Here is a 21363-nt window from a genome sequence, read left to right on the forward strand (position 1 = left end):
CTCTATTCCGCCGCCGCGAAACCGGTCCGGACGCGGTCGATCCGCGCCCAGCCCGGCCGGACGAACAGGAAGCGGAACCGGGTGCCGCGAACCAGCCATTCCAACAGCAGCGGCGTGACGACGCCGACCGCGGTGACGATCAGCGCGACCGTGCCGAGATCGGGGATGAGGCCCGTCTTGAGCAGGACGGCGCGCGTCGCCGCCATCGGCAGGAAGAAGGCGAGATAGATCGCGATCGAATGCTCGCCGCAATAGCGGAGCGGGGCCATCAGGTCGGCCTTGGAGAGCAGGGCGGAGAAGGCGATGACGGCGCAGGCGCCGAGGACGCCGAGAGCCAGGCCGATGAAGGGCAGCTCCGAATAGCCATTGAAGACGACGAGGCCGTTGACGACGACCCAGGCGACGAGGCCGGCGGCCGCGAGCGCCGGCCGCGCGATGACGAAGGCGGCGAGGCGGAAGATCTGCGGCGCAAACACATAGCCGGCATAGAAATAGACGAAGCGGGCGGCAAACTCGTCCGGGATCACCCAGCCGGTATGGACCGGCGCGATCTCCAGCGCCGCCGCCAGGATCAGCACGATCCAGGACGGCACGCCGCGCAGCAGCTTGGTGACGGCGAAGAAGATCGGCAGCAGGTAGATGAACCAGAGCGTGCCGAACGGCTCGATGAAGGCGAGCAGGAACTCGTGCAGCGCGCCGCCGACACCCTGTTCCGCCGCCATGCCCGGCGCCTTGAAGAGGAACTGGATGACCAACCAGAGCACGTAGAAATAGGCGAAATGGACGATCTTCTTGTCGGCGTAGCTGCGCCAGTCGCGATCGATCACGCGCGACAGGAACAGGCCGGAAATCAGGAAGAAGTCCGGCATCCGGAAGGGCTTGGCGAAGGCGACGAGATAGCCGAGCCAGCTTTCGGCGCCGGCGGCCTTCTCGACCCCCAACGTTGAATGCATCATCACGACCATGACGATGCAGAAGCCCTTGGCGTAATCGACCCAGTCTATCCGAGCGCGTCCCGACATCGATCCCCCACCCCGTTCCGATCGCGAGCGAACCTAAGCCAAGGAAGCGACGATCCCGTTAACGCGCAAGGCGGCGAGGGAGCCCGCCGCCTTGTTGATCCGGCAATGCCGGCGACGCTCTACTGGAGGCCGCGCTGTGCCGCGCAATTCTTGGCGACGGCGACTTCGATCAGCGCGTTCCGCTCGCCGCGCGCATGGGCGATGAAATCCTCGTAGGTGGGGTTCGGCGTCCGGATACCGAGCAGGATGAACTGCAGGGTCGGATTGCGGCGCAGCTCGTCCCAGCTATTGTTGTTGCTCGAGATCGGCACGTTGAGCGCCTGGATGCGGGATGCGATCTCGTCGCAGGAGAGCTTGCGGAACTGGCTGGAATCAACGGGGTCGATCCGCTCGCTCTGCGCGCTGGCCGTGGTCGCGCAGGCCAGAAGGCCCAGTCCCGCCAAAGCGATCGAAATGCGCTTCATCATCGTCTCCTGTCATCAATGCCCGAAATCCATGCCGGGAATATAGACCGTCGGGAGCCGGTTTGCATCGCCGCGATTGTGCTTTCGGCGGATCGGCACAACCGGTTCTTATCCGCAGGGATAATGCAGTCTTGTGCGCCTATCTGCGCATATATGCATCAACCCGCTTGACCTGATCCCGCGAAGCCGCAACCATGCGCAGGCTCGATGCCGGACAAGGAAGAGGATTCCGATGATCAAGAAGGAAGCGCGCAGGCTCAGGGTCGGCGTCCTGGGCGCGGGGCCGATCGCCCAGTTCGCCCATCTCGAATCCTGCGTGAAGGCGCGCAACGCCGATCTCTATGCGATCTGCGACGCGGCGCCGGACCTCCTCGCCCGCATGGCCGCGACCTACGAGCCGCAGAAGGCCTATGGCGAATACGAGGCGATGCTGGCCGACCCTGAGGTCGAGGCCGTGATCGTCGCGATCTCCGACAGCTTCCACGTCTCGATGGCGATCCGCGCGCTGGAAGCGGGCAAGCATGTCCTCTGCGAAAAGCCGCTCGGCACCTCGGTCGAGGAGGTCGAGGCGCTGAAGGAAGTGGTCGAGCTGACCGGGCTGACCCTGCAGGTCGGCCACATGAAGCGCTTCGATCCCGGCATCGAGGCGACGCGGGACTTCGTCCGCGACGAGATCGGCGAGCTTCTGGCGCTGAAGGCCTGGTACTGCGACAGCACGCACCGCTACACCATGACCGACGCCGTCCAGCCGCTGCCGGTCACCAGCAAGTTCGCGAAGAAGCCGAGCGAGGACCCAAAGGCGGATCTGCGCCGCTATTTCATGCTGGCGCATGGCAGCCATCTCGTGGATACCGCGCGCTTTCTCTGCGGCGAGATCACGGCGGTCAGGGCGCGGCTTTCCGAGCGTTTCGGCGCCTATAGCTGGTTCGTCGAGACGAGCTTCGCCAATGGCACGCTCGGCCATCTCGACCTCACCGTCGCCGTCCGCATGGATTGGTTCGAGGGCTTCCAGCTCTATGGCGAGAACGGCAGCGTGATCGCGAAGACCTACAATCCCTGGTATTTCAAATCGAGCGACGTCGAGATCTTCTCCGAGAAGGACGCGAGCTATAGCCGGCCGCTCGGCGCCGACGGCCATTTCTTCCGCCGCCAGCTCGAAGGCTTCGCCGACACCATCCTCAACGGCGCGCCGCAGCGCGGCGCCGACATCCATGACGGGCTCGCCTCGGTGCGCGCCATGGCGGCGATCGCCGAGTCGGTCCGGACCGGCGAGACGGTCAGCGTGCCCGACATGGTGGGGGCGGTCTGATGCGCCTCGGCATCTTCGCCAAGACCTTTTCTGGTAGCGTTCCGTTAACCGTCCTGACAGCCGTCCGCGAGGCCGGCTACCCCGCCGCGCAGTTTAACATGGCCTGCGCCGGATTGCCGGCCATGCCGGACGAAATCCCTGCCGACACCATCGCGACGATCCGCACGGCGGTCGCCGAGACCGGCGTCGAGCTGGTCGCGCTCTCCGGCACCTACAACATGATCCATCCGGATAATACGGTTCGCGAGGACGGCATGCGCCGGCTCGGCGTCATGCTGGAGGCTGCGAAGGCGCTCGGCATTCCGCTGGTCACCCTCTGCACCGGCACGCGCGATCCCGTCGACCAGTGGGCGCACCATCCGGACAATGCGACGCCGGAGGCCTGGGCCGACCTGCTGGCCGAGATGAAGAAGGCCGTCGCGCTGGCGGACAAGGCTGGCGTCGATCTCGGCATCGAGCCGGAGCAGGCGAATGTCGTGACCTCGGCCGAGGATGGCAGGCGGCTCGTCGCGGCCATCGGCTCGGACCGCATCCGCTTCATCGTCGATCCCGCCAATCTGTTCGAGATCGCCGACCGCGACACGGCACGCACCATCGTCGCCGAGGCGGTCGAGACGCTCGCCGGCCGCATCGCCATGGCGCATGCCAAGGACCGCAAGGCCGATGGCAGTTTTGCCACTGCCGGTACGGGCGTCGTCGATTTCCCGGATTTCTTCGCGCGGCTACGGCAGGCAGGCTTCGATGGCCCGGTGGTGACTCACGGCCTCTCCGCCGAGGAGGCGCCCGGCGTCGCGCGCTATCTCGCGGGGCTTCTCGCGTCATGACGGAGACGACGATCCTTCGCGACGACGCGACGCTCTCCGTCTTCGATAGCGGGGCGGGCTTTCCCGTCGTGTTCCAGCACGGCCTCGGCGGTGACGGCGGGCAGGTCGCGGAGAATTTCCCGGATGATCCGGCCTTTCGCCGCCTGACCGTCGAATGCCGCGCGCAGGGGCGCTCGTCGCCCGGCAGTATCCGGCCATTCTCGATCGCGATGTTCGCCGACGACATCCTCGCCGCCTGCGACGCGCGGGGGATCGACCGCTTCATCGTCGGCGGCATCTCGATGGGCGCCGCGATCGCGCTTCGGATCGCCGCGCGCCATCCGGACCGGGTCGCCGGGCTCGTCCTGGCGCGGCCGGCCTGGCTGTTCGACGTCGGCCCGGACAACATGCGACCCTATGGCGAAGTGGCCGCCCTGATGCGCGAGCTTCCGCGCGACGCGGCACGCGATGCCTTCGCGCAGTCCGAAACGGCCGAAACGCTTCGTCGCGACGCGCCGGACAACCTCGCCTCGCTGCTGAAGTTCTTCGACCGGCCGGACCTTGGCATGACCGCCGACCTGCTCGGCGACATCGCCGCCGACGGACCGGGCGTCACCGAGGCAGAAGCCGCTGCGCTCGCGGTGCCGACCCTCGTCATCGGCCACGGTGTCGATCACGCCCATCCGCTTAGCCATGCGCAACGCCTCGCGGCGACCATTCCGGGCGCGCGCCTGGTCGAGATCACGCCAAAGACGACCGACAAGCCGCGCCACGTCGCCGAATTCCGCGCCGCGCTGGAGGACTTCCTGCGCGCCACCGTTCCGATCCGGGAGATCCACGCATGACCACCACAAGCCGACCCGCCGCCGACTGGCTGCGCGCCCTGCCGCGCGATCGCCTGCTCGGCGAGTTTTCGCTCTGGTCCGCCGATCTCTGCAATCTGGAGCGCGACATCGCGCGCTCGGCGGCGCATGTCGATCTCTATCATATCGACGTCGCCGACGGCCGCTTCGCGCCGAGCTTCCTGCTCTTCCCCGACCAGGTCGCGCGGATCCGCGCGCTCACAGACCGTCCGCTGCATGTCCACCTGATGGTCGAGGGCGACATCGTGCTGTCGCAGATCCGCCAGTTCGCGGAGGCCGGCGCCGACCTGATCTCGATCCATGCCGAGATCGGCCCGGTGGTCGACGAGGCGCTGGCGCTGATCCGCGAGCTCGGCGTCGCCGCAGGGCTGGTGCTGCGGCTCGAGACGCCGGTGGAAATCCTGCGGCCCTGGCTGGGCCAGGTCGATTTCGTCACCCTGCTCGGCACGGCGATCGGCGTGAAGGGGCAGGGGCTTTCCGACGAGGCCTGCCCACGTCTTCTGGCCGTCCGCGCCCTGCTGCGCGAAGCCGGCCGCGAGGACGCCGTGCGGCTCGCGGCCGATGGCGGCATTCGCGACAACACGGCGCCGCGCCTGCGCGCCGCCGGCGCGGAGACGGTCGTGCTCGGCTCGCTGGCCTTCGGAGACCCGGACCTCGCCGCCCGCATGGACTGGCTGCACAAGCTGCCGGCGCCGGACAACGCGGCATGACGAAAACAGCGCTCGCGATCGATCTCGGCGGCACGGAGCTGCGCGCGGCGCTGGTGACCGAGCGCGGTGATATCGCGGCCTTCGCCGCGACCCGGACGGACGCGCGCGGCGGCCCGGAGGCCGTCATCGCGCAGATGGTCGGGCTGGTCGACAAGGTGCGCGCGGAGGTTCCGGAGGCCTCGCCGGTCGGCCTCGGCGTCGGCGCGCCGGGCCCGCTCGATCCCGAAGCCGGCATCGTCGTCGACGCGCCGACCTTGACCGGGTGGAAGAACGTGCCTCTGGTCGCGATCCTCGGCCGTCAGCTCGGGCTGCCGGTCCGCCTCGAGAACGACGCCAACGCGGCGGCGCTCGGCGAATGGCGCTTCGGCGCCGGGCAGGGCACGCAGTCGATGGTGTTCGTCACCGTCTCGACCGGCATCGGCGCCGGCGTCATCGTCGACGGTCACCTGCTGCATGGCCGGCGCGGCCTCGCCGGCGAGATCGGCCATATGGCAATCTCGGATCGGCCCGAGCGCTGTGCCTGCGGCAGCACGGGCTGCTTCGAGGCGCTCGCCTCCGGCACGGCGCTGGCGCGCGAGGCGACCAAACTCGTCGCTTCGGGCGCCGCGCCCGGCCTGGCGCGGGTCGCCGGCGCGGATCCCGTCACCGGCCGCCATGTCGCCGAAGCCGCGCGCGCTGGCGACGCGCCGGCGCTCGCCCTGCTGGACGAGGAGGCGCGCTGGCTCGGCATCGGGCTCACCAATCTGCTGCACCTCTATTCGCCGGAGCGGCTGATCCTCGGCGGCGGCGTCGGCAGCCTGCTGCCGCTGATGCGCACCGAGATCGAGCGGACGATCCGCCAGCGCGCCATGCCGCCGTTCCGCGACGTGCCGGTGGTCGGCGCCACGCTCGGCAGCCATGCCGGGCTTGTCGGCGCGGCGAGCCTCGTGCTGTAGGAGGCCGCATGAGCATCGACGAACCACACTTCCCGCTATCGGATACCGACGCCGCCAACGCCCTGCCGGCGCTCCGGCACAACCGGCTGCTGCAGTTCCTGCAGGAGCGCGGACAGGCGACGGTCGCCGAGCTGGTCGCGCTGCTCGAGGTTTCGCGCGATACGGTCCGCCGCGATCTCGTGCTGCTGGAGGGGCGCGGCCTGCTCGTCCGCTCGCATGGCGGCGCGGTGACGAAGGACCGGCTGGTCCGGGTCGACACGACCATGGGCCTGCGCATGGACGAGCATGTCGATGCCAAGCGGCGCATCGGGCTGGCGGCGGCCGAGCTGATCCGTGACGACGAGACGCTGATCCTGAATGGCGGCTCGACGATCGCCTTCTTCGCCGCCGCGCTCGGCGGCCGTCGCAACCTGACGATCGTCACCAACAACCTCCGCCTGCCGGCCGTCCTGCCGGAAGCGAGCGTGCCGTCGATCCATATCCTCGGCGGCGCCTATTGGCCGAACTACCAGGTGACGATCGGGGCGATCGGCTTCGCCGCCGTCGCCGGCATTCACGCCGATACGGCGGTTGTCGGCTGCACCGGCATCTCGGCTTCCGGCATCTCGATGACCAAGATGGACGAGGCGGCGCATACGGCCGGCATGATCGAGGTCGCGGCGCGCACCATCGTCGTCGCCGACAAGTCGAAATTCGGCGTCACCGCCTTCGCCAGCATCGCGACGCTCGACGCCATCCACTGCCTCGTCACCGACGCCCCGCCGCCGCCCGACCTCGCCGACGCGCTGGAGCGCGCGAACGTGCAGGTGGTGGTCTGCGGGTGAGGGCGAGAGCTGCCGGCGCCGCTTCTTGATCTTCGTGCAGCCCACCTCGCTCAACATCCTGAGGGACCCGAAGGGTCGTCTCGAAGGACGCACGATGGTCGTGCAGCCGTGCTTCGCAAGGCGGATGGTACGCAGGTGGTGCGTCCTTCGAGACGGCCTTCTGCGAAGGCCCCTCAGGATGAAGGGCATGGGGGTGTCCGACAAGGCCGGAAGGTTGATGCTGTCAGTGCAGAGCTTTGGACACGCTCGAGTGAACCGGCGCCGGGGATGGCACGAGTATTCCCGCCGCCCGCTCCCCTATGGCCACTTCCCCGCCCGCCATCCCACGCTCGCCGTCATCCCGGGCTTGACCCGGGATCCATCTAACCACCGGCGCGGGCCTGGGTGGTTCGCACCGATGGCGGCGCGTTGTCGTACACCAGCCAAGCCTCCCTCCAACCCGGCGGAAATGGATCCCGGCTCGGAGGCCGGGATGACGGCGAGGGTGGGGCGACGTGGTGCGCAACGAAAAGACGCGAGGAGAGGTGAGGTGAGGTGAGCTGAGGCGGGCCGACTTTCTTCCGGCGATTGAAGCCATCGCTCCGTGCCCGTCCTGGCCTGCATTCCGGCCATTGAAGGCCTGGCTCCATGCCCGTCACACCCTCGCCGTCATCCCAGGCTTGACCCGGGATCCATCCAACCACCGGGACGCGTGTGGGCGGTCCCGGCGCCGCGCACCGGTATCCGGCCAAATTGCCGGCCTGCGGCTCAACGACCCGGCCGATGCGGGGGAGCAATCCCATCGAGTGGTTGATTGCTCGAGGGATAAGCGGCACCTTGTGATCGTTCTAATTTTCGAGTGATTGCAGCAGTGACGTCCTACGAATCCTGGAGCGCGGCGCGCGCTTCCGAAATCATCGCGGCCCATGCCGGCGGCGAAGGCCCTACCTTGCCGATCCTGCATGCGATCCAGGAGGCGTTTGGATTCGTGCCGGAGGCGGCAGAACCGATGATCGCCGAGGCGCTGAACCTGTCGCGCGCCGAGATCCATGGCGTCGTGACCTTCTATCATGACTTCCGCCGCAAGCCGGCCGGCCGTCACGTCCTGAAGCTCTGCCGGGCCGAGGCCTGCCAGTCTATGGGCGGTGACGCGCTCGCGGCCCGGGCGGAAGCCGCGCTCGGCGTCGCGATGGGCGAGACTACCGCCGACGGGCGCGTCACGCTGGAACCGACCTATTGCCTCGGCCTCTGCGCCACGGCGCCGTCGGCGATGCTCGACGGCAAGCTGGTCGGACGGCTGAACGCAACCCGGCTCGACCAGTTGCTTGCGGAGGCGCAGCGATGAGTGCTCGCGTCTTCATTCCCGGTGATGCCGCGGCGGTCGCAGTCGGCGCCGATGAGGTGGCAGCCGCCGTCGAAGCGACGGCGCGGGCGAGGGGACTTGCGCTCGACGTCGTACGCAATGGCTCGCGCGGCCTGTTCTGGCTGGAGCCGATGATCGAAGTCGAAACGGCTGAGGGCCGCGTCGCCTATGGCCCCGTCACCGCCGAGGACGTGCCGGCGCTGCTCGACGCCATGCTGGTCGGAGAGGCGCATGCGCTGTTGCTTGGACCGACGGAAGAGATTCCGTGGCTGAAGCGACAGACGCGGCTGACCTTCGCGCGCTGCGGCATCGTCGATCCGCGCTCGCTCGACGACTACCGCGCCCATGGCGGCTTCAAGGGGCTGGAGCGGGCGCTGGCGATCGGCCCCGAGGCGACGATCGAGGAGGTCGTCCAGTCCGGCCTGCGCGGACGCGGCGGCGCCGGCTTCCCGACCGGCATCAAGTGGCGCACGGTCGCCGCGACGGGCGCGGAGCAGAAATACATCGTCTGCAACGCCGACGAAGGCGACAGCGGGACCTTCGCCGATCGCATGCTGCTCGAGGGCGACCCGTTCGTCATGATCGAAGGCATGGCGATCGCGGGCATCGCCGTCGGCGCGACGCGCGGCTATCTCTATATCCGCTCCGAATATCCGCACGCCGTCGCCATGATGGGCGAGGCGATCCGCACGGCCCGGGCGGCCGGCTATCTCGGCGAGACCATCGCCGGCTCCGGCTACAGCTTCGACATGGAGGTCCGCGTCGGCGCCGGCGCCTATGTCTGCGGCGAGGAGACGGCGCTGCTCGAAAGCCTGGAAGGCCGACGCGGCATCGTGCGTGCGAAACCGCCGCTGCCGGCGCACAAGGGCCTGTTCGGCAAGCCGACGGTCATCAACAACGCCATATCGCTCGCCACCGTGCCATGGATCCTGGCCGAGGGCGCGGCCGCCTATCGCGATTTCGGCATGGGCCGGTCGCGCGGCACCATGCCGATCCAGATCGCCGGCAACGTCAAGCATGGTGGGTTGTTCGAAGTCGCCTTCGGCGTCACGCTCGGTGAGCTGGTTGACGATATCGGAGGCGGCACGGCATCCGGCAAGCCGGTGCGCGCGGTGCAGGTCGGCGGGCCGCTCGGCGCCTATTTTCCACGCGCGCTGTTCGATACGCCGTTCGACTATGAGGCGTTTGCCGGCAAGGATGGCCTGATCGGCCATGGCGGCATCGTCGTCTTCGACGACACCGTCGACATGGCGAAGCAGGCGCGTTTCGCCATGGAATTCTGCGCAATCGAATCCTGCGGCAAGTGCACGCCCTGCCGCATCGGTTCTACGCGCGGCGTCGAGACCCTCGACAAGATTATCCATGACGACGATCGCGAGAAGAACCTCGTGGTGCTGGAAGACCTCTGCCACACGATGAAATTCGGATCGCTCTGTGCACTCGGCGGCTTTACGCCCTATCCTGTCATGAGTGCGCTCCATCATTTCCCCGAGGATTTTGGCGCGGCCGCGCCGGTCCTCGAAGACGCACGCTAGGAGACCGCCATGTCGCTCATCCACGAGATCGACTACGGCACGCCGCGTTCGAAGTCGGACACGATGGTGACGTTCACCATCGACGGCGAGACGATGACCGTGCCCGAGGGCACCTCCATCATGCGCGCCGCGATGGAGATGGGCACGGAAATCCCGAAGCTCTGCGCCACCGACATGGTGGACGCCTATGGCTCGTGCCGTCTCTGCCTGGTCGAGATCGAGGGCAGGGCTGGGACGCCCGCCTCCTGCACGACGCCGGTGATGCCGGGCATGGTGGTGAAGACGCAGACGGAGCGGCTGAGGCGCCTGCGCAAGGGCGTGATGGAGCTCTACATCTCCGACCACCCGCTCGACTGCCTGACCTGCGCGGCGAATGGCGATTGCGAGCTGCAGGATATGGCCGGCGCGGTCGGCCTGCGTGATGTCCGCTATGGCCATGAGGGGCACAATCACCCGAACCCCGGCCTCGACGAGTCCAATCCCTATTTTACCTACGACCCGTCGAAGTGCATCGTCTGCTCGCGCTGTGTGCGGGCTTGCGAGGAAGTGCAGGGCACCTTCGCTCTGACGATCGCCGGCCGCGGCTTCGATAGTGTCGTCTCGCCCGGCATGGAAGAGAGCTTCCTCGGCTCGGAATGCGTCTCGTGCGGCGCCTGCGTGCAGGCCTGCCCGACGGCGACGCTGACCGAGAAGTCGGTGATCGAGATCGGCCAGCCAGAGCATTCCGTCGTCACCACCTGCGCCTATTGCGGCGTCGGCTGCACCTTCAAGGCCGAGATGCGCGGAACTGAGCTGGTGCGCATGGTGCCGTGGAAGGACGGCAAGGCCAATCGCGGCCATTCCTGCGTCAAGGGCCGCTTCGCCTGGGGCTATGCCAGCCACAAGGAGCGCATCCTCAACCCGATGATCCGCGCCAGCATTTCCGATCCCTGGCGCGAGGTGTCCTGGGAAGAGGCGATCGCCTACACGGCGTCCGAGTTCAAGCGCATCCAGGCGAAATATGGCCGGCTTTCGGTCGGCGGTATCACCTCGTCGCGCTGCACCAACGAGGAGACCTTCCTCGTCCAGAAGCTGATCCGCGGCGGCTTCGGCAACAACAATGTCGATACCTGCGCCCGCGTCTGCCATTCGCCGACCGGCTATGGCCTCAGCCAGACCTACGGCACCTCGGCCGGCACGCAGGACTTTGATTCCGTCGAGCAGTCCGACGTCATCCTGCTGATCGGCGCCAACCCGACCGACGCGCATCCCGTTTTCGGCTCGCGCATGAAGAAGCGCCTGCGCGAGGGCGCCAAGCTGATCGTGCTCGACCCGCGCCGTATCGATCTCGTGCGCACGCCGCATGTCGAGGCCTCTCACCACCTGCCGCTCAAGCCCGGCACCAATGTCGCCGTGCTGACCGCGATGGCTCATGTGATCGTCACCGAGGGGCTCGCCGACGAGGCCTTCGTGCGCGAGCGCTGCGACTGGGACGAGTTCCAGGACTGGGCTTCGTTCGTCGCCGACCCGCGCCACAGCCCCGAGGCGATCGAGGCCGTTTCCGGCGTGCCGGCGGCCGAGCTCCGCGCCGCCGCAAGGCTCTATGCCACCGGCGGCAACGGCGCGATCTATTACGGCCTCGGCGTCACCGAGCACAGCCAGGGCTCGACGACGGTGATGGCGATCGCCAACCTCGCCATGGCGACGGGCAATATCGGCCGACCGGGCGTCGGCGTGAACCCGCTGCGCGGCCAGAACAACGTGCAGGGTTCCTGCGACATGGGCTCGTTCCCGCACGAGTTCTCCGGCTATCGCCATGTCTCGGGCGACGAGACGCGGGCGCTGTTCGAGGCGCTCTGGGGCGTGCCGCTCGATCATGAGCCGGGCCTGCGCATCCCCAACATGCTCGACGCCGCCGTCGACGGCCAGTTCAAGGGGCTCTACGTGCAGGGCGAGGACATCCTGCAGTCCGATCCCGACACGCGCCATGTCGCGGCTGGCCTCGCCGCCATGGAATGCGTCGTCGTGCAGGACCTGTTCCTGAACGAGACCGCCAACTACGCCCATGTCTTCCTGCCGGGCTCGACCTTCCTGGAAAAGGACGGCACCTTCACCAATGCCGAGCGGCGCATCCAGCGCGTGCGCAAGGTGATGCCGTCGCGCTCCGGCAAGGCGGACTGGGAGATCACGATCGACCTCGCCAACGCTCTCGGCTTCCCGATGAACTACGCGCACCCGTCCGAAATCATGGACGAGATCGCCCGGCTGACGCCGACCTTCGCCGGCGTCTCCTACGCCAAGCTCGATGCCGAGGGCTCGGTGCAGTGGCCCTGCAACGAGAAGGCGCCGCATGGAACACCGGTCATGCATGTCGACGGCTTCGTGCGCGGAAAGGGCCGCTTCATGGTGACGGAATATGTCGCGACCGACGAGCGCACCGGCCCGCGCTTCCCGCTGCTGCTCACCACCGGCCGCATCCTGTCGCAGTACAATGTCGGCGCGCAGACGCGGCGGACGGAGAACGTCGTCTGGCACGAGGAAGACCGACTCGAGATGCATCCGCACGATGCCGAGCAGCGCGGCATCCATGACGGCCAGTGGGTCAAGCTCGCCAGCCGCTCCGGCGAGACCAGCCTCCGCGCGCTGATCACCGAGCGCGTGGCGCCCGGCGTTGTCTACACGACCTTCCACCATCCGGGCACACAGGCGAACGTCGTCACGACGGACTTCTCCGACTGGGCCACCAACTGCCCGGAATACAAGGTGACGGCCGTGCAGGTCGCGCCCTCGAACGGGCCGACGGCGTGGCAGGAGGGCTATGACGAGCACGCCCGCCGGAGCCGCCGGATCGCGCCTGTCGTCGAGGCGGCGGAGTAGGGCAATGCAACCGCCCTTCCTTCGCGTGCCGAGGGCGCTGTGGCGCGGAAACGACGTCTCCGAGGGCGAGCGCGCCATCCCCGAGGAGGTCGCCATCGCGCTGACCTATGACGGCAGCACGCAGGCCGTGATGATGGCGACACCCGCCGATCTCGAGGATTTCGCCATCGGCTTCAGCCTGTCGGAAGGCATCGTCGCGGATCCGTCCGAGATCGAGCGGCTGGAGATCGTCGAGGCGGAGATCGGCGTCGAGCTGCGCATGTGGCTGGCCGTCCCGCGCGCCGAAGCGCTGGCGAGCCGAAGGCGCTATCTCGCCGGCCCGACCGGCTGCGGCCTCTGCGGCATCGAGAGCCTGACGGAGGCCGTGCGCCGGCTGCCGTCCGTCGAGGGCGGTGTCCGCTTCGCCGAGGCAGATATCCGCGCGGCGCTCGAGGCGCTGGCGCCGCTGCAGGTCCTGAACCGGGAAACCCGCTCCATGCACGCCGCCGCCTTCGCGGTGCCGGGGAAGGGCGTCGTCGCGCTGCGCGAGGATGTCGGCCGCCACAACGCGCTCGACAAGCTCTGCGGGGCGTTGGCGAGGGCCGGCCTCGACGCCGCCTCCGGCATGGTGCTTTTGACCAGCCGCGTCTCGGTCGAGATGGTGCAGAAGACAGCGCTGCTCGGCGCGCCGCTGATCGTCGCCGTCTCGGCCCCGACGGCGCTCGCCGTCCGCACGGCGGAGGCGGCCGGAATCACGCTCGTCGCCATCGCGCGCGGCGACGCTTTCGAAGTCTTCACCCATCCCCATCGCATCGCCCAGGATACCCATGTCGTCTGACCGCTCGTCCGAGAAGCTCGTCTACATGGCGAACCAGATCGGCAAGTTCTTCGCCAGCCAGGGCGAGGAGAAAGCCCCGGCGGCGATCGCCGAGCATCTGAGGAAGTTCTGGGATCCAAGGATGCGCGCCGGCATTCTCGCCCATCTCGAATCCGGCGGCGCCGGGCTGGACCCGCTCGTCCGCCAGGCCGTCGAACGCCTGCGGGAGATGATGGCGGCGCGGTAGGACGAGCGAGCCTTCTGCCGCGTCCGTGCCGGTGTCGGCATGGATTCCTGCTTTCGCAGGAATGACGGCGCAGGGTGTGGAGAGGGGGGCGCGGGCTGATTTGCCAACAGGCGCATCCGAGATTTCCTCCGCCGGAACTCCCACGCTCGCCGTCATCCCGGACGCAGCGAAGCGGAGATCCGGGATCCATTTCCGCAGGGTTGGCAGTCGTCCTGCCTCGCCTGCCCATGCTTCGCTGGCGCGAACTCCCCAAGCCCGGGGCTGAATGGATCCCGGGTCAAGCCCGGGATGACGGCGAGGGTGGCACGACGAGGCGAGGGCGGGTGGCCAGCGCATGGGAGGCCGCGTCTCGACGAGGGGGACGCCCGGCAGCCATTCGCCCAACCGCCCCTCGCCCGATCCGCGCCAAAAGCCGCGGCGCCGCCGAATCCCCACCGCCGCCCGCCCGATATTTACGCGGCTGCGGATCCAACGCCTTTGGCGCGAGTTATCCCCACGCGAAACCGGCAGAAATGCTGTGTTTTCACGCGCCTGGGCGTATCGGCGCGGAAAACTCGCGTTTTAGGACTTTGCAAGCCGACACAGGCTTTGCTATAGCCTCGCTCACAGCAGCGGCGACGCTGTTCCGCGATAGCTCAGTTGGTAGAGCAGGTGACTGTTAATCACCGGGTCGTTGGTTCGAGTCCAACTCGCGGAGCCAAATTCGATCAAGGGGTTAGACGGATTGTCGTCTGGCCCCTTGATTTTTTCCGAGCCTCGGCGACGGGGCGGCGGAAGGAACCGCGCACGCTGTTCCGCGATAGCTCAGTTGGTAGAGCAGGTGACTGTTAATCACCGGGTCGTTGGTTCGAGTCCAACTCGCGGAGCCAGATTTTGATCAAGGGGTCGGATGCACAGCCATCCGGCCCCTTGATTGTTTTCGGGCCTGCGTTGCGCCCCCTCGATCCTTATTCGTCCCAGCCCGCATCGCCCGGCGTCACCCTGCCGGCCGCGATTCAGCATGTCCGCCCCCGGACGCCGCAAGGCGGCTCCGTGCGTCCGAACATTGGATCGAACACTTTATGCTGCACCACAGCATATCCGTGCCCGTCGATCGAAATTGTCAGCATATCGCTGAAGGAATTGATGCCGCCTCCGCATGACATCGTGCACTTCGGTTCGGTAATACGATCTTTGCGTTGACAGACAATCCATCGACCGAAATAGTTTCCATACTAATCCCGGCAAGGGGTCAGATTTGCCAACGGTCGCAGCGGGGAGGCTCGGTCGTATTGGTACGATATTGTCAGCATTCTGGGAGGACACCATGCTGAGACGTACGCTTCTTTGCACCGCGATGGCACTCGCTTCCGTCGCCGTCGCCGGGCCCGCCTTCGCGCAGTCGTCCTATCCCGAGCGGCCGATCCAGCTGATCGTGCCCTGGGGCGCCGGCGGCGGCACGGACGCAGTCGCCCGCATCATCGGCACGCTGCTGCAGCAGGAGCTGGGCGTCCCGGTCAATGTCGTCAATCGCACGGGCGGCTCCGGCGTCGTCGGCCACAGCGCCATCGCGACCGCCAAGCCGGACGGCTACACGATCGGCATCGTGACGATCGAGATCGACATGATGCACTGGCAGGGCCTGACGGACCTGACCTACAAGGACTTCGACTTCCTCGCCATGGTCAATGCCGATCCAGGCGGCGTGATGGTTTCGGCCAGCTCCGAATACCAGACGCTTCCCGACCTGCTCGCCGCCATCAAGGAGAAGCCGGCCGGCACCTTCAAGGCGTCCGGAACCGGGCAGGGCGGCATCTGGCATCTCGGCCTCGCCGGCTGGATGATGTCGCACGGGCTGAAGCCGGACCACGTCACCTGGGTGCCGAGCCAGGGCGCCGCCCCCGGGATCACCGACATGGTCGCCGGCGGCGTCAATCTGGTGCCGACCTCGCTCGCCGAGGGCCGCTCGATGATCGACGCCAAGCGCGTCACCCCGCTCGGCTCGATGTCGCCGGAGCGGCAGGCGCTATTCCCGGATGTGCCGACGCTGAAGGAATCGGTCGAATCCGACTGGACGCTGGCGGTCTGGCGCACGGTCGCCGGTCCGAAGGGGCTGCCGGAAGACGTCGCGGCCAAGCTCGGCGCCGCGCTCGAGAAGGCCTACAACAGCCCCGAATACCAGAAGTTCATGAACGAGCGCGGCTTCGGCATGCGCTGGGCCGACGGCGCGGAGACGACGCGCATCGTCGGCGAGGACGACGCGACGCTCGGCGCGATCATGAAGGAGGCCGGCCTCGCCAAATAGGCGGCCGGCAGCCTCTCCGGTCCCATGCCTGCGGCGCGGCCACGGATGAATTCCGTCGGCCGCGCCGTGCCCCCGGTCTCGCACGGAACGGCCAAGATCAGACCATGATCAAACTCAGTGAACTCCATCTGGGCGTGTTGACCGCGCTTGGCGGCATCGTCCTTCTCTTCGTCTCCGCCCATTTCGTGGCGCTGCCCGGCCAGGCCTATGGCGCCGGCACCATGCCGCGGCTGATCGGCTGGTGCGCCATCCTGCTCGGCGGCTTTATGATCGCGACCAGCCTCCGCCATCTGCCGCGCATGTTGAAGCCGCATCTCGCCGACTGGGTCCGCAAGCCGCGGCTGGCGCTCTCGGCACTGGCCTCTCTCGCCGTGATCGTCTTCTACATCCTGTTCGCCGACGCGCTCGGCTTCATCCCGACCAGCTTCCTCGCCCTGACGGCGCTGATGCTGCTCTTGCGCACGCGCCCGCTGACCGCGGTTCTCGCCGGCGCATTGACGACGCTCGCGGTCTATTACGGCTTCTCGCGCATGCTCATGGTGCCGCTGCCGCGCACCGAATTTCTCTCGTTCCTGGGGTGACGCATGCTGATCTTTGAACAGGCCGCGGCCCTCGTCTTCCAGCCCTATGTCCTCGGCGTCATCCTGGCATCCGCCGTGTTCGGCATGCTGGTCGGCGCCATTCCGGGCCTGACCGCCACCATGGCGACTGCTCTGCTGGTGCCGATGACCTTCTTCATGGAGCCGGTGCCGGCGATCGCGGCGATCGTCACCGCGACCGCGATGGCGATCTTCGCCGGGGATATTCCGGCGGCACTCCTGCGCATGCCCGGCACGCCCGCCAACGCCGCCTATGTCGACGACGCCTACAAGATGACCCATTCCGGACGCGGCGACGAGGCGCTCGGCGCGGCGCTCGTCTTCTCGGCCATCGGCGGGCTGTTCGGCTCGATCGTGCTGATGACACTGGCGCCGGCGCTGGCCGAGGTGGCGCTCCGCTTCAGCTCGGAGGAATATTTCTGGCTGGTGCTGCTCGGCCTCTCCTGCGCCGTCTTCGTGACGCCGAGCTCGCCGACGCGAGGGCTGATCTCGCTGCTGTTCGGGCTCTTCATCGCCACCATCGGCATGGAGAACCCCTCGGGCGAGCCGCGCTTCTCCTTCGGCAATCTCGAGCTGATGGCCGGCATCCAGTTCATCCCGGCGATGATCGGCCTGTTCGCGGTGTCCGAAATCCTGCGTTCCGTGACCGCGACGATCCCGCGCCAGAAGATCCCGCGCTCCGACGGCCAGGGCATCTTCAGGACGCAATGGCTGAACCTGAAGAAGTACCCGGTGCAGACGGCGCGCGGCAGCATCACCGGCACCGCGCTCGGCATCCTGCCCGGCGCCGGCGCCGACATCGCCGCCTGGATCTCCTACGCGATCTCCAAGCGCTTCTCGAAGCAGAAGGAAAAGTTCGGCAAGGGCCATGTCGAGGGCCTGGTCGAGGCGGGCGCCTCGAACAATTCCGCCGTCAGCGGCGCCTGGATCCCGGCGCTCGTCTTCGGCATTCCGGGCGACTCGATCACCGCCATCGTCATCGGCGTGCTCTACATCAAGGGCATCAATCCCGGCCCGACGATCTTCATCAACGACCCGCAGTCGATCTACGCCATCTTCATGGTGTTCATCCTGGCCAACCTGATCATGCTGCCGCTCGGCTGGCTGGCCATCAAGGGCGCGCGGCCGATCCTGTCGATCCCGACCACGATGCTGATGCCGATCATCCTGATCTTCTGCATCGTCGGCGCCTTCGCCATCAACAATTCGATGGCCGGCGTCGTCATGATGCTGATCTTCGGCATCATCGGCTTCTTCATGGAGGAGAACGACATCCCGATCGCGCCGGCCATTCTCGGCATGGTGCTGGGGCCGATGCTGGAGCAGAACTTCATCACCTCGATGATCAAGGGCGACGGCAACTTCCTGCACTTCTTCGAGCGGCCGATCGCGGGCGGCCTCGGCGTCTTCACCATCGCCATATGGCTGGTGCCGCTGGCGATGCTGCTGCTGCGCCGGCGGAAAAAGAGGACGGTCACGGCCTGAGCCCGAGGCCGTCGCCACACAAGGATTTCCGCCGGCTCTCGGGCCGGCGGAAGCCGTTTCGAGGCGGGGTGTGGCTCCGCCATGCGTTGCAATCCCGCCTCCTTCCTCCACATAAGAACGAGGGATGGAGCGTCCGCGTCACTGGGGACCGCGCCGTCGCAAGGACGAAGAAACCAGCTCGAACCAAGCGGAGACGCCGGTCGCATGCCTTCCATTCGCCTCGGCAAGAAGACGATTTCCCTGCCCAGGAGCCGCACCGCGCGCGTCGCGGTGGGGAGCGGATTCGTGGTCGGCGGCGCCCTCGGCTTCCTGCCCGTGCTCGGATTCTGGATGCTGCCGATCGGGCTGATCGTCCTGTCCCATGATTTCCCGCGCGTGCGGCGCCTGCGCCGGCAGACGGAAGTGGCGCTTCTGCGCCGTTGGGCGCGGTTTCGCAACAAGGCCGCGCCCTCGGCCAAATGAGCGCCAGCTTGCGCTTCCAGTGCATTCAATCTAGCGTGATTTCGCGTCGGTTCCCCCGATGGGCCACAGGCTCAGGGGGATGAAATGGGAATTCGGTACGGAAGGACCCCTAGCGGGATTCCAAGTCCGGAGCTGCCCCCGCAACTGTGAGCGGCGAGCGACCTCGCGATGGCCACTGGGAAACCGGGAAGGCGTCGAGGAAGCAGCGACCCGCAAGCCAGGAGACCAGCCAGCGCCTCATACCAGCAAGCCGTCGGTGGGACGGCTAAGGAGACGCTATGACCAATTTCTCGAAGACCGCTGCCCAGGCGACCTCGATTGCCGTCGGCGGCACGGAGACCGACGCCGCCGCGCGCATCGTGCCGGCGCTGTTCGCGATCGCCTTCGGCCTCGTCCTGTTCGTCGGCACCGGCTTCGCCGCGCCGAGCCTGATCCACAACGCGACGCATGACACACGGCATTCCCTCGGCTTGCCCTGCCACTGACGCCTGAGGGATCCACATGTTCAAGACGATCATCCTGAGCGCCTTCGGCGCAGGGCTTGCCGTGGGCGTTGCCCTTTCCGTCGTGCAGGCCGTCACCACCGAGCCGCTGATCCTGCACGCCGAAACATTCGAAAACGCCGAGCCGGCCACTGCCGCCGCCGTGCCGCATGAGCATGCGGCGAACGAGGCGCATGCGGGCGAGACTGCTGCGGCTCCGGCCGCAGTCGAGGCCGCCGCTCCGGCACATGAGCACGACGAAGACGCGTGGTCGCCTGCCGACGGCTTCGAGCGTTCCGCCTATACCTTCCTCGCCAATCTCCTGGTCGGCGTCGGCGTCTCGGCCGTTCTGCTCGGCCTGATGTCGATCCGCGGCGGACAGATCGACGCCCGCACCGGCGTGCTCTGGGGCGTCGCCGGCTTCTTCGCCGCCTCGCTGCTGCCCTCGCTCGGCCTGTCGCCGGAGCTTCCGGGCACTGCCGCCGCCGAGATCACCTCGCGCCAGGTCTGGTGGCTCTCCACCGCCGCCGCCTCGGCCATCGGCCTCGCGCTGATCGTCTTCAGCCAGTCCTGGCTGCTGAAGGTCGCCGGCCTCGTCCTCGGCGTCCTGCCGCATGTGATCGGCGCGCCCGTGCCGCCGACGCTGGAGGCGTCCTATCCGGCCGGCCTCGGCGGGGAATTCGTCGCGGCATCGCTGGTCGTCAGCGCGCTGCTCTGGGTGCTGTCCGGTCTGTTCTCCGGCTGGCTCTACCAGCGTCTCGCACGGGCCGCATGACACCGTGACCGCCCCCGCGCCCCGCACGGCGCTGATCCTCGGCGGCGCCCGCTCCGGCAAGAGCCGCTTCGCCGAGGCGATCGTGATCCGCACCCGTCTTCCCGCCACCTATCTCGCCACCGCCGAGATCCGCGATGCTGAAATGCAGGCGCGGATCTCGACGCATCGCGAGCGGCGTGGCGGCGACTGGACCACGGTCGAGGAACCGCTGGAGCTGACCGACCGCGTCGCCGCGCTCGCCGATCCCGGCCGCGTGCTCCTCGTCGATTGCCTGACGCTCTGGCTCTCCAATCTGATGGAGGCCGAGCGCGACATCCCGGCCGAGGCCGCGCGCCTCGCCGACGCGCTTCGCGGCGCGCGCGGGCCGGTCGTCCTCGTCTCGAACGAGGTCGGCTCCGGCATCGTGCCGATGAATGCGCTCGCCCGCCGCTTCGCCGACGAGCAGGGGCGGCTGAACCAGACGATCGCCGCCGCCGTCGAAACCGTCTTCCTCGTCGCCGCCGGCCTGCCGCTGCGGCTGAAACCCAATCCCGATACGGAGTTCGCCCTGTGACCGCCCGCATTCCCGCCACCATCGTCACCGGCTTCCTCGGAGCCGGCAAGACGACGCTGATCCGCAACCTGATCGCCGACGCGAAGGGGCGCCGCATCGCGCTCATCGTCAACGAGTTCGGCGACATGGGCTTTGACGGCTCGCTGCTCTCCGATTGCGGCGTCGACGATTGCAAGCCCGACAGCATCGTCGAGCTCACCAATGGCTGCATCTGCTGCACCGTCGCCGACGACTTCCTGCCGACCATCGAGGCGCTGCTGGCGCGCGAGAACGCGCCGGATCACATCGTCATCGAGACCTCGGGCCTGGCGCTGCCGCAACCATTGGTCCGCGCCTTCACCTGGCCGTCGGTTCGCCACCGCGTCACCATCGACGGCGTCATCACCGTCGTCGACGCCGAGGCGGTCGCCGCCGGCCGCTTCGCGCATGACGAAGAGGCCGTGGCTGCCCAGCGCGCCGCCGACGACTCGCTCGATCACGAGGATCCGATCGAGGAACTGTTCGAGGACCAGCTCTCCTGCGCCGATCTGATCGTCTTCTCGAAGACGGACCTCGTCGACGCGAAGCAGCTTGAGGAAGTCGCAGAGATCGTCGCCCGCGATGCCCGCAAGGAAGCGCGCGTGGTTCACGCGACCGCGAGCGGCCTACCGGCCGAGATCCTGCTCGGCGTCGGCGCGGCGGCCGAGGACGACGCTTTCGAGCGCAAAAGCCATCACGACCTCGAAGGCGAGGAGCACGACCACGACGATTTCGACACCTTCATCGTCGATGTCGCCGAGCAGGCCTCGATCGAGGCGCTGGCGTCGCGCGTCCGCGCCGCCATGGCGGAAGCGAACGTGCTGCGCATCAAGGGCAGGGCGGCTGTCGCCGGCAAGGCGGCGCCCGCCGTCGTGCAGGCGGTCGGCCCGCGCGTCGACACCTATTTCGCGCCGGGCGGCAATGCCGGCCGTCTCGTCGTGATCGGCGAGCGCGGGCTCGACCGCGCCGCCATCGCCGCGCATTTCGCGGGCTAAGATC

21 protein-coding genes, 2 tRNA genes and 1 riboswitch are annotated in these 21363 nt (G+C 67.8%); of the genes, 21 read left to right on the top strand and 2 right to left on the bottom strand.

The genetic code is table 11. The annotated features are described in order from the left end of the window. Window positions 1–2: 2 nt before the first annotated feature. Together AC6HZP_RS12535 and AC6HZP_RS12540 are read right to left on the bottom strand one after the other, a co-directional pair. A complete protein-coding gene (locus AC6HZP_RS12535; protein ID WP_497523140.1) occupies window positions 3–1022 on the bottom strand; it encodes an acyltransferase family protein in 1020 nt (339 codons plus the stop codon). 119 nt (window positions 1023–1141) lie between these two features. Further along, the gene (locus tag AC6HZP_RS12540; protein ID WP_497523141.1) at window positions 1142–1489 is read right to left on the bottom strand and encodes a hypothetical protein; all 348 of its coding nucleotides are present in this window, start codon (window positions 1487–1489) and stop codon (window positions 1142–1144) included. A 229-nt stretch (window positions 1490–1718) separates the two neighbouring features. Between AC6HZP_RS12540 and AC6HZP_RS12545 the strand changes: the two genes are divergently transcribed. The 21 genes from AC6HZP_RS12545 (at window position 1719) to cobW (ending at window position 21359) form a co-directional block, all read left to right on the top strand. Beyond that, window positions 1719–2795, top strand: a complete 1077-nt coding sequence (locus tag AC6HZP_RS12545) for a Gfo/Idh/MocA family protein (protein ID WP_497523142.1) — start codon at window positions 1719–1721, stop codon at window positions 2793–2795. Next, entirely contained in the window at window positions 2795–3619 is an 825-nt protein-coding gene (locus AC6HZP_RS12550; RefSeq protein ID WP_497523143.1) for a sugar phosphate isomerase/epimerase family protein, read from the top strand. Before AC6HZP_RS12545 ends, AC6HZP_RS12550 begins: the two co-directional genes overlap by 1 nt. After that, window positions 3616–4443: an alpha/beta fold hydrolase gene (locus tag AC6HZP_RS12555; RefSeq protein ID WP_497523144.1), complete on the top strand. Its 828-nt coding sequence runs from the start codon at window positions 3616–3618 to the stop codon at window positions 4441–4443. Before AC6HZP_RS12550 ends, AC6HZP_RS12555 begins: the two co-directional genes overlap by 4 nt. Next, window positions 4440–5171: a ribulose-phosphate 3-epimerase gene (locus AC6HZP_RS12560; protein ID WP_497523145.1), complete on the top strand. Its 732-nt coding sequence runs from the start codon at window positions 4440–4442 to the stop codon at window positions 5169–5171. Before AC6HZP_RS12555 ends, AC6HZP_RS12560 begins: the two co-directional genes overlap by 4 nt. Further along, a complete protein-coding gene (locus tag AC6HZP_RS12565) occupies window positions 5168–6106 on the top strand; it encodes an ROK family protein (RefSeq protein WP_497523146.1) in 939 nt (312 codons plus the stop codon). Before AC6HZP_RS12560 ends, AC6HZP_RS12565 begins: the two co-directional genes overlap by 4 nt. 8 nt (window positions 6107–6114) lie before the next feature. Next, window positions 6115–6930 carry a DeoR/GlpR family DNA-binding transcription regulator gene (locus AC6HZP_RS12570; protein ID WP_497523147.1) on the top strand — a complete coding sequence of 272 codons (816 nt, stop codon included), beginning with the start codon at window positions 6115–6117 and terminating at the stop codon, window positions 6928–6930. 850 nt (window positions 6931–7780) lie between these two features. Further along, window positions 7781–8254: a formate dehydrogenase subunit gamma gene (locus AC6HZP_RS12575; RefSeq protein WP_497523148.1), complete on the top strand. Its 474-nt coding sequence runs from the start codon at window positions 7781–7783 to the stop codon at window positions 8252–8254. After that, window positions 8251–9807 (top strand): NADH-ubiquinone oxidoreductase-F iron-sulfur binding region domain-containing protein, encoded by a 1557-nt coding sequence (locus AC6HZP_RS12580; protein ID WP_497523149.1) that lies wholly within the window; start codon window positions 8251–8253, stop codon window positions 9805–9807. The genes AC6HZP_RS12575 and AC6HZP_RS12580 overlap by 4 nt, the downstream gene beginning before the upstream one ends. A gap of 9 nt (window positions 9808–9816) precedes the next feature. Continuing rightward, the gene (fdhF, locus tag AC6HZP_RS12585; RefSeq protein WP_497523150.1) at window positions 9817–12663 is read left to right on the top strand and encodes a formate dehydrogenase subunit alpha; all 2847 of its coding nucleotides are present in this window, start codon (window positions 9817–9819) and stop codon (window positions 12661–12663) included. A 4-nt stretch (window positions 12664–12667) separates the two neighbouring features. After that, on the top strand, window positions 12668–13480 hold the full coding sequence (gene fdhD / locus AC6HZP_RS12590; protein WP_497523151.1) for a formate dehydrogenase accessory sulfurtransferase FdhD: 813 nt from the start codon (window positions 12668–12670) through the stop codon (window positions 13478–13480). Then, window positions 13470–13706 (top strand): formate dehydrogenase subunit delta, encoded by a 237-nt coding sequence (locus AC6HZP_RS12595; RefSeq protein ID WP_201403878.1) that lies wholly within the window; start codon window positions 13470–13472, stop codon window positions 13704–13706. Before fdhD ends, AC6HZP_RS12595 begins: the two co-directional genes overlap by 11 nt. 624 nt (window positions 13707–14330) lie before the next feature. Beyond that, window positions 14331–14406: transfer RNA gene (locus AC6HZP_RS12600), tRNA-Asn, on the top strand. Between the two features lie 93 nt (window positions 14407–14499). After that, a tRNA-Asn gene (locus tag AC6HZP_RS12605) sits at window positions 14500–14575 on the top strand. 437 nt (window positions 14576–15012) lie between these two features. After that, window positions 15013–15990 carry a Bug family tripartite tricarboxylate transporter substrate binding protein gene (locus tag AC6HZP_RS12610; RefSeq protein ID WP_497523152.1) on the top strand — a complete coding sequence of 326 codons (978 nt, stop codon included), beginning with the start codon at window positions 15013–15015 and terminating at the stop codon, window positions 15988–15990. Between the two features lie 104 nt (window positions 15991–16094). Beyond that, window positions 16095–16571 (top strand): tripartite tricarboxylate transporter TctB family protein, encoded by a 477-nt coding sequence (locus AC6HZP_RS12615; protein ID WP_497523153.1) that lies wholly within the window; start codon window positions 16095–16097, stop codon window positions 16569–16571. Window positions 16572–16574: 3 nt separating this feature from the next. Continuing rightward, window positions 16575–18074 carry a tripartite tricarboxylate transporter permease gene (locus tag AC6HZP_RS12620; protein ID WP_497523154.1) on the top strand — a complete coding sequence of 500 codons (1500 nt, stop codon included), beginning with the start codon at window positions 16575–16577 and terminating at the stop codon, window positions 18072–18074. A gap of 204 nt (window positions 18075–18278) precedes the next feature. Further along, a complete protein-coding gene (locus AC6HZP_RS12625; protein ID WP_201403883.1) occupies window positions 18279–18536 on the top strand; it encodes a hypothetical protein in 258 nt (85 codons plus the stop codon). Between the two features lie 30 nt (window positions 18537–18566). After that, a riboswitch (cobalamin riboswitch) is annotated at window positions 18567–18784 on the top strand. Window positions 18785–18814: 30 nt separating this feature from the next. Next, window positions 18815–19021: a CbtB domain-containing protein gene (locus AC6HZP_RS12630; protein ID WP_201403884.1), complete on the top strand. Its 207-nt coding sequence runs from the start codon at window positions 18815–18817 to the stop codon at window positions 19019–19021. Between the two features lie 16 nt (window positions 19022–19037). Then, window positions 19038–19793 carry a CbtA family protein gene (locus AC6HZP_RS12635; RefSeq protein ID WP_497523155.1) on the top strand — a complete coding sequence of 252 codons (756 nt, stop codon included), beginning with the start codon at window positions 19038–19040 and terminating at the stop codon, window positions 19791–19793. A 4-nt stretch (window positions 19794–19797) separates the two neighbouring features. Continuing rightward, complete coding sequence (gene cobU / locus AC6HZP_RS12640; protein ID WP_497523156.1) at window positions 19798–20346, top strand: bifunctional adenosylcobinamide kinase/adenosylcobinamide-phosphate guanylyltransferase; 549 nt, start codon at window positions 19798–19800, stop codon at window positions 20344–20346. Further along, window positions 20343–21359, top strand: a complete 1017-nt coding sequence (gene cobW, locus AC6HZP_RS12645) for a cobalamin biosynthesis protein CobW (RefSeq protein WP_497523157.1) — start codon at window positions 20343–20345, stop codon at window positions 21357–21359. The genes cobU and cobW overlap by 4 nt, the downstream gene beginning before the upstream one ends. Window positions 21360–21363 lie beyond the last annotated feature (4 nt).

It is taken from the genome of Kaistia sp. SLG-1, from assembly GCF_059699055.1.